This is a genomic window from Okeania sp. SIO2F4, assembly GCF_010672385.1.
Classification (GTDB): Bacteria; Cyanobacteriota; Cyanobacteriia; order Cyanobacteriales; family Microcoleaceae; genus Trichodesmium.
The window spans coordinates 59,389-73,827 of the sequence record NZ_JAAHGT010000020.1; the positions used below are offsets into that span (position 1 = coordinate 59,389).

General features: G+C 37.7%; 10 protein-coding genes, 2 pseudogenes and 1 riboswitch. Of the genes and pseudogenes, 7 read left to right on the forward strand and 5 right to left on the reverse strand.

The genetic code is table 11. The annotated features are described in order from the left end of the window. Nucleotides 1–57 precede the first annotated feature (57 nt). Complete coding sequence (locus F6K22_RS01955) at nt 58–1,098, forward strand: ABC transporter permease (protein ID WP_375340129.1); 1,041 nt, start codon at nt 58–60, stop codon at nt 1,096–1,098. A 388-nt stretch (nt 1,099–1,486) separates the two neighbouring features. On the opposite strand, the gene F6K22_RS01960 is transcribed toward F6K22_RS01955, so the two are convergent. After that, on the reverse strand, nt 1,487–1,834 hold the full coding sequence (locus F6K22_RS01960; RefSeq protein ID WP_293092681.1) for a type II toxin-antitoxin system VapC family toxin: 348 nt from the start codon (nt 1,832–1,834) through the stop codon (nt 1,487–1,489). Nucleotides 1,835–2,055: 221 nt separating this feature from the next. On the opposite strand from F6K22_RS01960, the pseudogene F6K22_RS01965 reads away from it, so the two are divergent. The 5 genes and pseudogenes from F6K22_RS01965 to F6K22_RS01985 form a co-directional block, all read left to right on the forward strand. Beyond that, nucleotides 2,056–3,129 (forward strand): annotated as a pseudogene (locus tag F6K22_RS01965) (ribulose-bisphosphate carboxylase large subunit); the annotation flags it as partial. Nucleotides 3,130–3,423: 294 nt separating this feature from the next. Beyond that, on the forward strand, nt 3,424–3,804 hold the full coding sequence (gene rcbX, locus F6K22_RS01970; RefSeq protein ID WP_293092683.1) for a RuBisCO chaperone RbcX: 381 nt from the start codon (nt 3,424–3,426) through the stop codon (nt 3,802–3,804). A 290-nt stretch (nt 3,805–4,094) separates the two neighbouring features. Beyond that, nucleotides 4,095–4,430 carry a ribulose bisphosphate carboxylase small subunit gene (locus F6K22_RS01975; RefSeq protein ID WP_293092685.1) on the forward strand — a complete coding sequence of 112 codons (336 nt, stop codon included), beginning with the start codon at nt 4,095–4,097 and terminating at the stop codon, nt 4,428–4,430. A gap of 581 nt (nt 4,431–5,011) precedes the next feature. Further along, nucleotides 5,012–6,781: a methyltransferase gene (locus F6K22_RS01980; protein WP_293092687.1), complete on the forward strand. Its 1,770-nt coding sequence runs from the start codon at nt 5,012–5,014 to the stop codon at nt 6,779–6,781. A gap of 200 nt (nt 6,782–6,981) precedes the next feature. Beyond that, nucleotides 6,982–7,317, forward strand: a complete 336-nt coding sequence (locus F6K22_RS01985) for a class II aldolase/adducin family protein (protein ID WP_483244105.1) — start codon at nt 6,982–6,984, stop codon at nt 7,315–7,317. Nucleotides 7,318–7,321: 4 nt separating this feature from the next. Here the strand turns inward: F6K22_RS01985 and F6K22_RS01990 are convergent. The 4 genes and pseudogenes from F6K22_RS01990 to F6K22_RS02005 all read right to left on the reverse strand — a co-directional run. Next, nucleotides 7,322–8,542: pseudogene (locus F6K22_RS01990) on the reverse strand (tetratricopeptide repeat protein); the annotation flags it as partial. A gap of 1,094 nt (nt 8,543–9,636) precedes the next feature. After that, nucleotides 9,637–11,016 carry a phosphomethylpyrimidine synthase gene (gene thiC / locus F6K22_RS01995; protein WP_293092691.1) on the reverse strand — a complete coding sequence of 460 codons (1,380 nt, stop codon included), beginning with the start codon at nt 11,014–11,016 and terminating at the stop codon, nt 9,637–9,639. 7 nt (nt 11,017–11,023) lie between these two features. Beyond that, nucleotides 11,024–11,119, reverse strand: a riboswitch (TPP riboswitch). Nucleotides 11,120–11,669: 550 nt separating this feature from the next. After that, entirely contained in the window at nt 11,670–11,984 is a 315-nt protein-coding gene (locus F6K22_RS02000) for a hypothetical protein (protein ID WP_293092693.1), read from the reverse strand. A gap of 113 nt (nt 11,985–12,097) precedes the next feature. Beyond that, complete coding sequence (locus F6K22_RS02005; protein ID WP_293092695.1) at nt 12,098–12,955, reverse strand: hypothetical protein; 858 nt, start codon at nt 12,953–12,955, stop codon at nt 12,098–12,100. 403 nt (nt 12,956–13,358) lie between these two features. Between F6K22_RS02005 and hemC the strand changes: the two genes are divergently transcribed. Then, nucleotides 13,359–14,321 (forward strand): hydroxymethylbilane synthase, encoded by a 963-nt coding sequence (gene hemC / locus F6K22_RS02010; protein WP_293092697.1) that lies wholly within the window; start codon nt 13,359–13,361, stop codon nt 14,319–14,321. The last annotated feature ends 118 nt before the right edge of the window (nt 14,322–14,439 follow it).

Genomic DNA, 14,439 nt, shown 5'->3' on the forward strand with positions numbered 1-14,439 from the left:
CTCCCTATCACCCCATCTCCCTATCAATCTTTGGTAGCAAATATTGACGTATTTCATATTAGTTTGGCGGATAGAAAATTGAAGTATAACAAGCTAAAACAACTAATTACCAGTGATACTTTTGCTTATATATTGAAGAGATTATTACAAGCAATCTTGACTTTATTCCTAGCATCTGCTCTTTGTTTTGCTGTAATTCAGTTGGCTCCAGGTAGTTATTTAGATACTCTAAGTCAAAATCCCCAAATTTCTCAAGAAACTATTCAACAACTTGAGCAACAATTTGGGTTAGATAAGTCTCCTTTAGAACAATACTTACGTTGGTTAGGAGAAATTATTACCAGTGGAAATTTTGGTAGAAGTTTTGTTTTTCAACAACCAGTGGCGGATTTATTATGGGAGAGGATACCAGCAACTCTAATTTTATCTATTTCTTCTTTAATAATGACTTGGGCGATCGCTATTCCTTTAGGGATTATTGCTGGAGTTAATCAAAACCGTTTTTTAGACCGTTTTCTGCAATTAATTAGTTACACTGGTCAAGGTTTTCCTAGTTTTATTACTGCTCTGTTGTTATTATTTTTAGCCCAAAATATTTCTCCTTTATTACCAGTTGGAGGAATGCAAAGTATCGACTATGATGATTTCTCTTTTGTGGGTAAAGTTTTAGATATGGGTTGGCACATGATTTTACCGACAATTGCTTTAAGTATTACCAGTTTTGCTGGTTTACAGAGGTTAATGCGGGGGCAATTATTGGATGTTTTGCGACAAAATTATATTCAAACGGCGAGAGCTAAAGGTCTTCCTGAGAATCGAGTGATTTATGTTCATGCTTTGAGAAATGCTATTAACCCTTTAGTAACATTATTGGGATTTGAATTTGCTTCATTATTAAGTGGTTCGTTTATTGCTGAATATTTCTTTAACTGGCCTGGGTTAGGAAGTCTGATTTTAGAAGCTGTAAGAAACCAGGATTTATATTTAGTTATGGCAAGTTTAATGATGGGTGCTTTAATGTTAATTATTGGTAATTTGTTGGCTGATTTGTTGTTGAAAGCTGTAGACCCTCGGATTAAATTAGAAAGTCTGAAGTGATGCACTTCAGTTATCAGTTATCAGTTATCATCTATCAGTTTTTGTAATAAAGTTTGTAGTAATGGACTGTTTCAACTAAAATATAGGAATCCTAAATTGGTCGTGACAATTTTTATAATAGTTAATTTGAGCTGAAAACCTTGAAAATTCAGAATTCTGAATTCTGAATTCAGACTCCTAACTACCAGCAAAATATTACAATTTAAATAGGGTTGCTATAGTGTATTAGATTTGTCATTGCGAATGACAGTGTTTGCGAAGCAGTCCGTAAGGATAGCAATCTCCAGACACTTTTCTATTGCAACATTTAATATTGCAACATTTAAGATGAAACAGTCCACTACAATGTTATTAAGTATTAAGATAAAATGGGAAATTTATAACTTTTTTAATTAGGATTGAGCCAGTTTTCAACTTTCAAATTAGGGATACGGGAAAATTCACTAACATTGGCTGTAATAACTGTTAAATTTAATGTTAAAGCATGAGCAGCAATTAATAAATCATTACCTCCAATGGGAGTTCCTTGACTTTCTAAATAAGTACGAATTTCTGCGTAATATTCCTCGATAGGATTAGCGATCGGTAGTATTTCAAGACTCTCCAAGATGATTTCCAGTTTTTCTATGAGTTTTTGAGAGTTCTTTTTTTTAGCTCCAAATTTTAATTCACAAGCGAGGATAATACTTGTACAAATTTTATTTTCTCCAACTTCTTGAATTTTGAAAAATCTCACCGAATAATTAATAATTATTAATTAAATAATTCAGGTTAAAAGTCTCTCCTTTCCAGGTAAAAAAACTGCTAGGATATTTCCTTATATTCAATTCCGTTACGGTTTTTCTTGAGGTAATTATCAATTATCAATTATCAATTATCAATTAATGAAGCCTCTTGGGTTTTTTATCAATTCGGAAATGATATTTGTATCTAATAAATATAAATAACTCATTTTGATCTATTGTAGGTAACGTATTTGGTTTCAAAGCACTACGGGCGCTACGTTTGGAAGATATGCGGATTCCTGTAGCTTACTTGAAGACTTTCCAAGGTCCTCCTCACGGTATTACTGTTGAGCGTGATAAGTTAAACAAATATGGTCGTCCTTTATTAGGTTGTACTATTAAGCCTAAGTTAGGTCTATCTGCTAAGAACTACGGTAGAGCAGTTTATGAGTGCTTGCGTGGTGGTTTAGACTTCACAAAAGATGACGAAAATATTAACTCTCAACCTTTCATGCGTTGGCGCGATCGCTTCCTGTTCGTTCAAGAAGCTATTGAAAAGGCCCAAGCTGAAACTGGTGAAATTAAAGGCCACTATCTCAATGTAACTGCCCCCACAGTTGAACAAATGATGGAGCGTGCTGAGTTTGCAAAGGAAATTGGCACTCCAATCATCATGCACGACTACCTAACAGGTGGCTTTACTGCCAACACAACTTTGGCAAGATGGTGTCGTAGCAATGGTGTTCTATTGCACATCCACCGGGCAATGCACGCTGTAATTGACCGTCAGAAAGCCCACGGTATTCACTTCCGCGTTTTGGCTAAGTGCTTGAGAATGTCTGGTGGAGACCACCTACACTCTGGTACTGTGGTTGGTAAGCTTGAAGGTGAAAAAGGTATCACAATGGGCTTTGTGGACCTAATGCGTGAAGACCACATCGAGCAAGACCGCGAACGTGGTATCTACTTTACTCAAGATTGGGCCTCCATGCCTGGTGTAATGCCAGTTGCTTCTGGTGGTATTCACGTTTGGCACATGCCAGCTTTGGTTGAAATCTTCGGTGATGATTCCTGCTTACAATTCGGTGGTGGTACTTTAGGCCACCCTTGGGGTAATGCTCCTGGTGCAACAGCTAACCGTGTAGCTCTAGAAGCTTGTATCCAAGCTCGTAACGAAGGTCGTAACCTCTTCAAGGAAGGTGGCGATGTGATTCGTGAAGCTGCTAAGTGGTCTCCTGACTTGGCCGTTGCTTGCGAACTCTGGAAAGAAATCAAGTTCGAGTTCGAGGCAATGGATACCCTCTAAGTCTGTCTTTGAGATGTGAGATTTTAGATTTTAGATGGCAAGAGATGAATAGATATGTCACACTTGTCTGCTAAGAAGCTGTTTGAGAAGTACTGCATGGAACCGATCGATCCTAAAAACCTAACCCCCATGCCCCCTTCCCTACAAGGGAATGGGGTTTTCAAAGCCTCTCTCCTAAGAGGAGAGAAGTTTGGAGATAGGTTTTTATGAGTTGACAAACAGTTTCTCAGGATTGATTAAATCCTTAATCTAAAATCTAAAGTCTAACATTATAGATTCAGGCTGGGGTCAAAAATGGATATTAAAAAAGTTGCGAAAGATACTGCAAAGGTACTGACGAGCTACCTGACCTATCAAGCTGTGCGGACTGTAACTGCTCAGTTACGAGAGACAAACCCTCCCTTAGCAATTTGGTTAAGTGGTTTTTCCTCAACAGGCAAAATTCAAGATGGAGAAGCTTATCTACAAGAGTTGCTCCAGGAAAATAAAGAATTAGCATTTAGAGTGATGACCGTTCGAGAACATTTAGCAGAGGAAGTGGCTGAGTATTTACCAGAAATGCTTCGCAGTGGTATTCAGAAAGATAACATGGAACATCGCCGTCGGTATCTGGAAAAGATAACGCAACTGGAAATAGCAGACCCTAGTCTAGATCCAGAACAACAAACAGATTAGCCAAGAAAATTTCCAATTCATTTTTCCCCACGGGTAAATCCGCAGGTGAGTTTCCAAAGTCCTTTTTCGTAAAAAAAGCGGTCAGCAGTCAGCAAGATTGTTTTTTTGTAAGTTTGGGGATTTCAACCCCGACTCAAAAATCCTGCTTATAGAAGAAGCACAGGATTTTAACCCAGAGCTACAAAAAGCTGTTAACGCAGTTCCTCTGCAAGAGGCTAGCTGAATGCTAAAAGCTGATAGCCAGTTAAAAGCTTTGGAGAAATTGTACATTGATTAAACAGTAAAAAAACATGAGAACATTACCAAAAGAGCGTCGTTACGAAACCCTTTCCTATTTGCCTCCTCTGACTGAGATGCAAACTCGTAAACAACTTGGGTATATTCTGGATCAAGGTTTCATTGCTGGTGTAGAATTCAGTGAGTCTTCTGCACCAGAAATGCACTACTGGACTTTGTGGAAGTTACCTCTATTCCATGCCAAAACAGTTGAAGAAGTTTTAATAGAAATTGATGCTTGTCGTAGTGAAAATCCTGATTGCTTTATCCGCGTGATGGGTTTTGATAACGTGAAGCAATGTCAAGTATTGAGCTTTATTGTACACAAGCCTAATCAAAGAAGATACTAATTTTCTATAGCAGGGAACAGGGAACACTTAACTGGGAATAGGGAACTCTTGAGAGTTGGAAAAATATTTCGGCTGTTTAAGATTCATCATCACTCTATGTCCTAACCAATTCTTTCTTAGCTATAATTTAGAAAACAGTGGGATAGGCAATAGTCTGTCCCACTATTTTTTTGTATAGAGATTTTAATAGAAGTATAGCGCTACGCGCTAGGGAATAGGGAACAGGGAACACTTAACTGGGAACAGAAGACTGTAAAAGGGTTTTCCTACGGAATGCTGCGCAAACAGGATTTAAAAATGTCCTAACCTATTTGCGTAGTGCTATAATGGCGTGACACACGGCTTTGTTGCAATAGTAGGGGCGGGTTTCCCCGTTAAATTAATCAGCTTTCACATTTGATTAGATAAATCCGCCCCCAATGATGTAACCCATCATTTTAGCTGTGTCGGTTAACTACTGGAGCGTTTCTTTCAGCTAAAATAGTCGATTAGATAGGCTATTTTGGCAAGAGTAAAGAATGCGTAAGTCCTCAAATTAGCGATCGCTCAAGTAACTACTAAATATTTACCTTATTTTTTCAATGAAAATTCAATACAAATCTCCAGAAAACTTTCAATCCTCTGAAATTGAGCGCAACTCGCTACAGAATCAGAAACTTGTCGCTCCACCACTGGATGATAAGTTTTACGCTGAGAGTTATGAGTTACGGAAGGCAGCTTCGACCATGACAGTTTCTGCCATTGACTGGTTCCGCAATAACATAACAGTATTGCTGGAGGAAAATTATTCACGCTCACACCAAGACGATACCTTCTCGGTACTCAGTATTGGTAGTGGCGAGGGTGATATTGATATTGAAATTATACAGAGCTTAATTCCCAGACTTAATCCACAGTGGAAACAGTTACGATATGTAGCACTTGAACCTAACCAGATTCATCGCGATCGCTTTCTCCAACGGCTCGACCAAGCATCTTTTGGCAAAAATGTCAAGGTGTCTGTGCATGATGAATATTTTGAACCGGGTAGATTTGAAAGGGAACAGAAGTATGATTTAGTTCTGTTGACCCATGTTTTATATTACTTTGACGAGCCTTACCAAGCAATTCAGAGTGCTTTAAAGCAAACGAAGGAAGGTGGACGGGTGGTCATTGTCCACCAAACTGCTACAGGTATCCCTCAAATTCAGCGCGAGTTTATGCTGGAAGCAAAAGGAAATCAGAACGAGATGTTCACAGCAGAGGACATTAGAAATTTACTTGATACTCAATCCCATCCGCATCAGTATTACCATGTCGATGCTCGTCTGGATGTAACTGAATGTCTCCAAGGGTTGGAAAATGGCGTTAAAATTATGTCCTTTTGTATGGAATGCGATTTGCGCCAGCTTCAGGAAGCAAAATTTGCTAAGATTCTCCAGGCATTTTGGAGATTGGCTGAGATTGAGGAAAGTGGAAAAGCATTTATAAATGAACCCATTGGGGTTTTTGTCTTGCCAGTTCCGAGTGTTACTGTTGAACAAAGAAGTCCAGAAGACAAAGATCCAGTAATTGATTATTGGCAGTTAGCGCAGCGTTTCGACTGGTTGGGTACTTTTTTATCACAATATAATCGAGGAGAATCTTCGTCTCTAAGATTACTGGATGTTGCCTGTGGTACAGGGCGTTGGTTGGAAGCTTTTAGTCACTACATCCAACTTGATGAAGAAATTGGCAATATTGTCTACGATTGCTTAGATCCTTCTGAGAGTTCAATTGCTCAAGCTAGTCAGAAAATCCATCTTCCCTTAGAGCAAGGGAACAAATATGTTAATACAATTCAATCAGCAAATCTAGAAAGAAATGCTTACGACTTATTATGGTCCATGCACGGCTTTTATATGATTCCACGCCAGGATTTAGGGGTTGTATTGAAAAAGTGTGCTAGTTTGCTCAAGGATACAGGAGTTGGATTTATTGCTTTGGCTACTCGTAAATCTTTCTATGTGGATTTCTATGAGCAATACCTGCAAATTTTCAAGGAAGGAAAAGGTGAAGGATTTACCTCTGCTGAAGATGTCATAGAAAGTCTGGAAGAATGTGGAATTGAGTATCAAGTTCATAAGATATTCTATGAAGAGCCAATCAAAGCTGATGACTATGCAGCATTAGAGCATTACATCAAACATGAGGCAACAGTTAACTGCTTTAACAAGGATAAGGAAACAGAGCAGTTATCTGAATCGCACGAGATTACCTTGGAAGAATTACTGTCTCATCCAGAGATGGAACGATACCTCAATTCATTGATGAGAAACTCCGTCTATTACTTTCCTGAGGAGATTTTGCTGATTTCATTTAATGCTAATTAACTATGGACAGGACTTAGGTATAACCACTATCTGTAGTAGTGGCGATTTCCTGCGGAATGCTGCGCAAACGGGAATCATCTGTAGTGGCGATTTCCTAACGGAATGCTCCTAATTACGCGAATCGCCACTACAAATGGTGTATAAATTGAGGTTTTGCGTAAGTCCTGATGGATATAACTATGAATATAAATATGAGCATTATGAAAACTAGGGAAACTGCAACCAAGTCCTACTCCCAGAATGAACAAGACTTGCGCGAAGACCTTGCTGCTGCATACCGCTTGATTCACCACTACGGTATGACAGATACAATCTACAGCCATATTTCCGTCCGCATTCAGGAGCAACCAGCTATATTCGTGATCAATCCCTATGGTCTGCTTTTCGATGAGATATGTGCATCAAATCTAGTGCGAGTTGATGTCAATGGCAACAAAATTGATGCTACAGATGCTGATGTGAATCCGGCAGGATTCACTATTCATAGCGCCATTCATCTAGGTTGTCCTAATGCTCATGCTANGACGTTCTTCTGATCTCGTAGTAATTGAGTGCTGTTTTTTTTTCTCCTAAGTCATCGTAGACAGCACCAATATTATTGAGAGTATCTGCTTCCCCACCTTTGTCGCCTACTTGTCGCCTTAGAGGTAATGCTTGCTGGTAGTAATTGAGAGCAATTTGTTTTTCTCCTAAGTCATCGTAGACACCTCCAATATTATTGAGAGCGATCGCTTCCCCACCTCGGTCGCCTACTTGCTGAAGTATAGGTAATGCTTGTTGGTAGTATGAGAGTGCTTTTTGGTTTTCTCCTAAGTCATTGTAGACAAGTCCAATATTACTGAGAGCGATCGCTTCCCCACCTCGATCCCCTACTTGCTGAAATAGAGGTAAAGCTTGTTGGTAGTATTCGAGTGCTTTTTGGTTTTCTCCTAAAGCACTGTAGACACCGGCAATATTATTGAGAGAGTTAGTAACACCAGCTCGATCCCCCACTTGTCGCCTTAGAGGTAGGGATTTATTGTAGTATTCGAGTGCTTTTTGGTTTTCTCCTAAGTGATTGTAGACACCGCCAATATTATTGAGAGTGGTTGCTTCTCCACCTTTATTGCCTACTTGCTGAAGTATAGGTAAAGCTTGTTGGTAGTATGAGAGTGCTTTTTGGTTTTCTCCTAAGTCATTGTAGACAAGTCCAATATTATTAAGAGTGGTAGCAATGCCAGCTTTATCCTCAACTTGTCGCCTTAGAAGAAGGGATTGATTGTAGTATTCAAGTGCCTTTTGTGGTTTTCCTAAGTCATTGTAGACTTTGCCAATATTATTGAGAGTAGTAGCTTCCTGTGTTTTATTCCCCATTTCTCGCCTTAGAAGAAGGGATTGATTGTAGTATTCGAGTGCCTTTTGTTGTTCTCCTAAGTGATTGTAGACACCCCCAATATTATTGAGAGTGGTAGCAACGCCAGCTTTCTCCTCCACCTGTCGCCATAGAGGTAGGGATTGGTCGTAGAATGAGAGTGCTTTTTGTTTTTCTCCTAAAGTATCGTAGACGCGACCAATCGATAAAAGAGTCAAAGCTTCCCATTTTTTGTTATCAGCTTCCCGATAAAGTTGCAGTGCTTTTTTCCAAATTTCTGTTGCCTGTTTTTTAGATTCTGCTGTTCCTTGTTTAAATAGTTGATGTCCCTGCTTATATAATTTTTCTGCTTCAGCATTGGGATCTGTCTGAGCAATAACTTCTCCCCCATTGACAGTATTAGGCAACATTAATACAGGAAAACTGACATTAAATAACATCAGACTATTAACACTGAGAATAGACAACCATTTCTTAGGAGAAACCATAGATTTAACCCTTACCTCACAACTAGAAAATTTCATCTATTATATTTCTAGTTTTAGGGAAGATATGCAGGTTATTTCAGTTATTAGTTATGGGATTGATTATTGGGTTAAGCACTACTGTCATTGCGAGGGGGGTGGGAAAAGCAATTATTTTGTTTACTTAACCGTTAATATAGAATCCGGTTAAACAGTTGTCATTGCGACGACAGGAAGCAATCTCAGGGGTGAGGCGAGATTGCTTCCTTCCACTCTGTTCCAGTCGCAATGACTACAATAACTAATTATCCGGATTTGATATAAGACCTCCGGTGGCAATCTCTAAACCATGAGATTGCTACAACTGAGTTAACGCTTTCTCCAAAAGGTTAAGTTCTTTTATTACAGAAAAATTCAGGTATAAAGTCTCTCCATTCATGGATAAAAAAGAAAAAAATCATTTCAACTAAATCCTATTCTTATAAATAAGAGGTAATTATAGCGTTGTCCAAGCTTGTGAGGTACAGTTATCTTTTTGTCTTTTTATTCCCTTTTCCCAGTTAAGTGTTTTCCTCAAACCTAAAATTTTGTACCTCACCAGTATGGGAATTGCTATATTAATTATTAATTATTGAACGCTTCGTAATGACAATCACATTCCGGTCTCTGTAGCCGGATCTAAATTAATATTATATTCGGTTAAATAGTTATTATAATTAAAGTTCGTAGTATAGCTCTCAGCCCTATCTACAGTTCGGGCTGAGAGCTATACTACAAACAAAAACTTTATTATAAGTGATTATCCGAATATGATATCACAGCTAAATACTGATAATTTTCGAGAAATTCCTTTCAGCTTTCAAAATTAAAAACTCCCCTAAAAAACAGGGGAGTTTAGTTATTTATTCTCAATTATTCAAACTTTAACAAAAGAGAAAAATATAAGTTGGATAGGGTAGGTTTAAATAAAAGGATTAACAATTAAACCTAAATATTAATTTTTCCTACCCTCCCTAATTATTTCTGAATTAATATCGCTATTAACTTTGAGTTACAGGTTCCTTTTCTTTCGCTAAAAACTTCTCTAATTCTGTCAAAGCATCAGCATCAACTTTAGTTTGCATCGGACAGAATTTTGGTCCGCACATAGAACAGAATTCAGCAGTTTTATAGATATCCGCAGGCAAAGTTTCGTCGTGATATTCTTTTGCTCGATCTGGATCTAAAGATAATTCAAATTGACGGTTCCAATCAAAATTATAACGAGCAGCAGAAAGTTCATCATCCCTATCTCTCGCTCCCTGACGATGACGAGCAATATCTGCAGCATGGGCAGCAATTTTATAAGCAATTAACCCATTTCTCACATCTTCAGCATCAGGCAAACCTAAATGTTCTTTTGGAGTAACGTAACATAACATGGCTGTACCATACCAACCTGCCATTGCAGCGCCAATAGCAGAAGTAATATGGTCATAACCAGGAGCAATATCTGTGACTAATGGACCTAAAACATAGAAAGGTGCTTCCGAACACTCTTCCATTTGTTTTTTCACATTAAACTCAATTTGGTCCATTGGAACATGACCGGGACCCTCTACCATAACTTGGACATCATGTTCCCAAGCACGGCGAGTTAATTGACCTAATGTTTTTAATTCTGCCAACTGTGCTTCATCTGTAGCATCGTGAGTACAACCGGGTCGCAAAGAATCTCCTAAACTAAAGGAAACATCATATTTTTTGAAGATTTCGATGATTTCGTCAAAATGGGTATATAATGGATTTTGCTTATGGTGGTGTAACATCCACTTAGCAATAATTCCACCGCCACGGGAAACTATACCAGTGATACGACTTCTAACTAGAGGTAAGTGTTCAATTAAAATTCCGGCGTGAATAGTTTGATAACTTACCCCTTGTTGAGCGTGCTTTTCAATGATATGTAGGAAGTCATCGGCAGTGAGATTTTCTATTCTGCCGTTAACGCTTTCTACTGCCTGGTAAATTGGTACAGTACCGATAGGAACTGGGGAGGCGTTAATAATGGCAGTTCTAATTTCATCCAAGTTACCGCCACCTGTAGATAAGTCCATAACGGTATCTGCACCGTATTTAATAGACAATCTTAGTTTATCGACTTCTTTCTCAATATCAGAAGTGTTAGGAGATGCACCAATATTAGCATTAACTTTACACCTCGAAGCAATGCCAATAGCCATTGGTTCGAGGTTGGTGTGGTTAATATTAGCAGGGATAATCATTCTTCCCCTTGCTACTTCTTCGCGGATTAACTCAGCAGGGAGATTTTCTCGTTGGGCCACAAAGTCCATTTCTTCTGTGATGATTCCCTGACGAGCATAGTGCATTTGAGAGACATTTTTGTGTCCACTACGCTTGGCGATCCATTCTGTCCGCATATTTTTTCCCTTAAATAAACAGCTTCCCTCCGCTGGTATTAACCAGTCTCAGGTTCTAAGGGTATTTCTCAGCCTGAATATCTAGGCACCCCTAGCTTAATTTTTCACTATACCATTTTTTTGGGATCGAGAGAAAGTAAGTCAGAAGTCATAATTCAGGAGTCAAAAGTTAAAAAAAGAAATTATATAGACATCTCCAATCATAAAAAATCCAATCAATTATCCTCAAAAAACTATCAATTATTTCCTCGTACTCCCTCTTTTCTGGATAACTCTAATGATTTCTAGCAAAAGCCAGAAAGTTGATTATTGATATTCCCTCGTTCATGCAAATTATTCTAAAAAATAACAATTAAGAATTGAAAAGTATTCTGCAAAGACTACTCTATTTTGTCTAATTATAAAAAGTATAATAGTAAGCATTCAGCAGTCAGCTCTCAGCTCTCAGCTTCATTACCTTTAAAAGAGAAAAAAGTAATAAGCGAGATTTCATGCTAATTAAAAGTTACTGTAAAAGTCCATCAGTTAACCTAAAAAGTCTATAGAGCTACATCGTTCCTTTTCATTGCTAAAAGCTGACTGCTAATAGCTGAATGCTTACGTATAATAACCATGACTTTTATAGTCACAGTTATTAAGTATTTCGATAAAAATTAAGATAACCAGTTACAAATAGCATCTCCATTTGGAGATTCAGGATGTGCTAAACATTCTAATTCTTGAATTTTTTCATCTTTACTGCCGATAACCATCTTTAAATTACCAACTTGTTCTTGAAGTTGCTGAATTTCGCTTTGATAATTTTGATATAACTGACGCATATTTTTAATTGCATGAATTTCCTCAAATATTAGACTTAGTGCTAATTTACAATTTTCCTCCATTTTGTCTAACATTTTTTCCATTGTTATTTCAGATAAATTTTCAGGTTGGAATAGTTCAGATTTTGGAGTATTAGAACTCCACATTTGTTTCTCTCCAGTTTGGTTCGATATGAACTTTGACTCTTCCAACTTAATTCCTTTATCTGTGAGGTAGAGGAAAACTGTTCCTGTTTTGAAGTTTTGTTAAAATCTCTTGACTATTTTCCATTTTTAAGAGGTACTCCACCAAATTTATCAAAGGGAACTTTTTGTCCATCTATCCAGGTGAATGCTTGAAGTTTAAGTTTACTACTCGCTTTAATAGATAAGTTCAAAGCCTCTATCGATGATTTATTAAATGCAGCCAATTTTGTTCTCACAGAAGAGTTCCAAATTGCTACAAGTTGACAAATTAAAATAGTTGTTCCCAACCAAGAAAAACTGAATCTACGCCAACCCATATTTTTTTTCAAAGTTTGCTGTTTTTTAGGATGAAGTTCAGAGTAAATTCCTGAATGATTATCCGTTTGCTTAATAATTTCAATTAATTGTTTAACACCTTTTTTTATTGTTTTAAGATTAATATCATAATGTTTTTCTAGGCAAATTTTAAAAGAACCTTCTATCTCTTCTTTTAAAGTAGCTACAAACAAATCATAAGCAGAATTAAATGGATATGGCTTCAGAAAAATCCTATCTGGGAAAAACTTATAGAATTGAGAACTTATTTTTTTGCTAGATAAAAGGTTAGTAAATGCAGATTGCAGTTGTCTGACATACTTTTCTGCTACTTGAATAAGTTCCCATTGAGTTTTGTATTGGTTGACAGTTAGCCAAATTAAATCATACTTATATTGAACAATTTCTTTTTTTTCTAAAGCTTCTACAATTGGGTCTCCTTGCTGATATATAAACTTAGCCCTCCAACATTCAGCTATATAAACTTGAACATTTCTTGCTTTTTGCCATTCTTGCTTTTGCTCTTCAGTCCAACATTCTGCCAACAAACTTTCACTAGGCAAATTTTCCATAACCTGAGCAATTTTTTCCAATACTTCTCTTTCTGATTGACTCATTTTCTAATACCAATTCACTCTAAATATCTGACGAATAATTTCACAATTAATTATATGAAATAATCTTCTAAAATTCCGATCTGTTTTTTTACTAATGAGTATAGGGTGGGTTTAGTAGACTAAATTGTGTTTATATCAAGTCTTTCGATTAAACTCGCCCCTACAATTTTTAATTAGACCTACAGGACTTACGCAGAACTAACATATCTAGTAGTGGCGATTCGCGAATCGCCACTACAGATGGTGTCCGACTTGATATTTTGGGTAAGTCCTGCCTACTAGCTTTTGACTTTTAACTTCTGACTTCTGACTTCTGACTTCTGACTTCTAACTTCAAAAATTTAGGCCCCCTTTTACGGTAGTCTAGAAAGAATGACCAAATTTATTAATTTCCATAGAAAAAATGACAGTATCTGCCTCTACTCGTACCGTTCGGATCGGTTCCCGCAAAAGCCAACTCGCCTTAGTTCAAACCTACTGGGTGCAAGAAGAACTCCAGAAATATTTCCCAGACATTAATTTTGAAGTCGAAACTATGTCTACCCAAGGGGACAAAATTCTAGATGTACCCCTAGCAAAAATTGGGGATAAGGGACTTTTCACTAAAGAACTGGAAGTGGGAATGTTGGAAAAGAAAACTGACTTGGCAGTTCATTCTCTCAAAGACTTACCGACTAACTTACCAGAAGGTTTGATGTTGGGTTGCGTCACCGAACGGGAAAACCCAGCAGATGCTTTAGTAGTGCATGAAAAGTTCAAAGATAAACAACTTGAGACTTTACCAGAAGGTGCTGTTATTGGTACTTCCTCCCTCAGACGTTTAGCACAACTCCGCCACCACTTTCCCCACTTGGAATTTAAAGATGTTCGTGGTAATCTAAATACTAGACTGGCAAAATTGGATGCTGGAGAGTATGATGCCATTATTTTGGCTTTTGCTGGTTTGCATAGATTAGGAATGGGCGATCGTATTCATCAAGTTATACCTCCAGAAGTGTCTCTTCATGCAGTTGGGCAAGGCGCTTTAGGAATAGAATGTCGTGCTGGAGATACTGATATTCTAGATTTATTGAAGAGTTTGGAACATACTGCCACTGCTCAGAGATGTTATGCGGAACGTGCTTTTTTGAGAGAGTTAGAAGGGGGTTGTCAAGTTCCCATTGGTGTTAATACACAAATAGAAGGAGAACGACTGACTTTAACTGGTTTAGTTGCTAGTTTGGATGGGAAAAAATTAGTTAAGGATGTTGTCACTGGTACTGTTGCTTATGCAGAAAATATAGGTATTGAACTAGCAATAAAATTGAGACAACAAGGCGCCCAAGAAATCTTAGATGCAATTTTGGCAGAAATTGATCGTAGTTAATTTTGAAGTTATCTATAAACTCAGAATATTTAGGCTTTGCTGAATAAAGTCTTTTAATAGGGGTAGGAGTCAGGAGACAGGAGACAGGAGACAGGAGTTAGGGGAATTATAGAGGAGG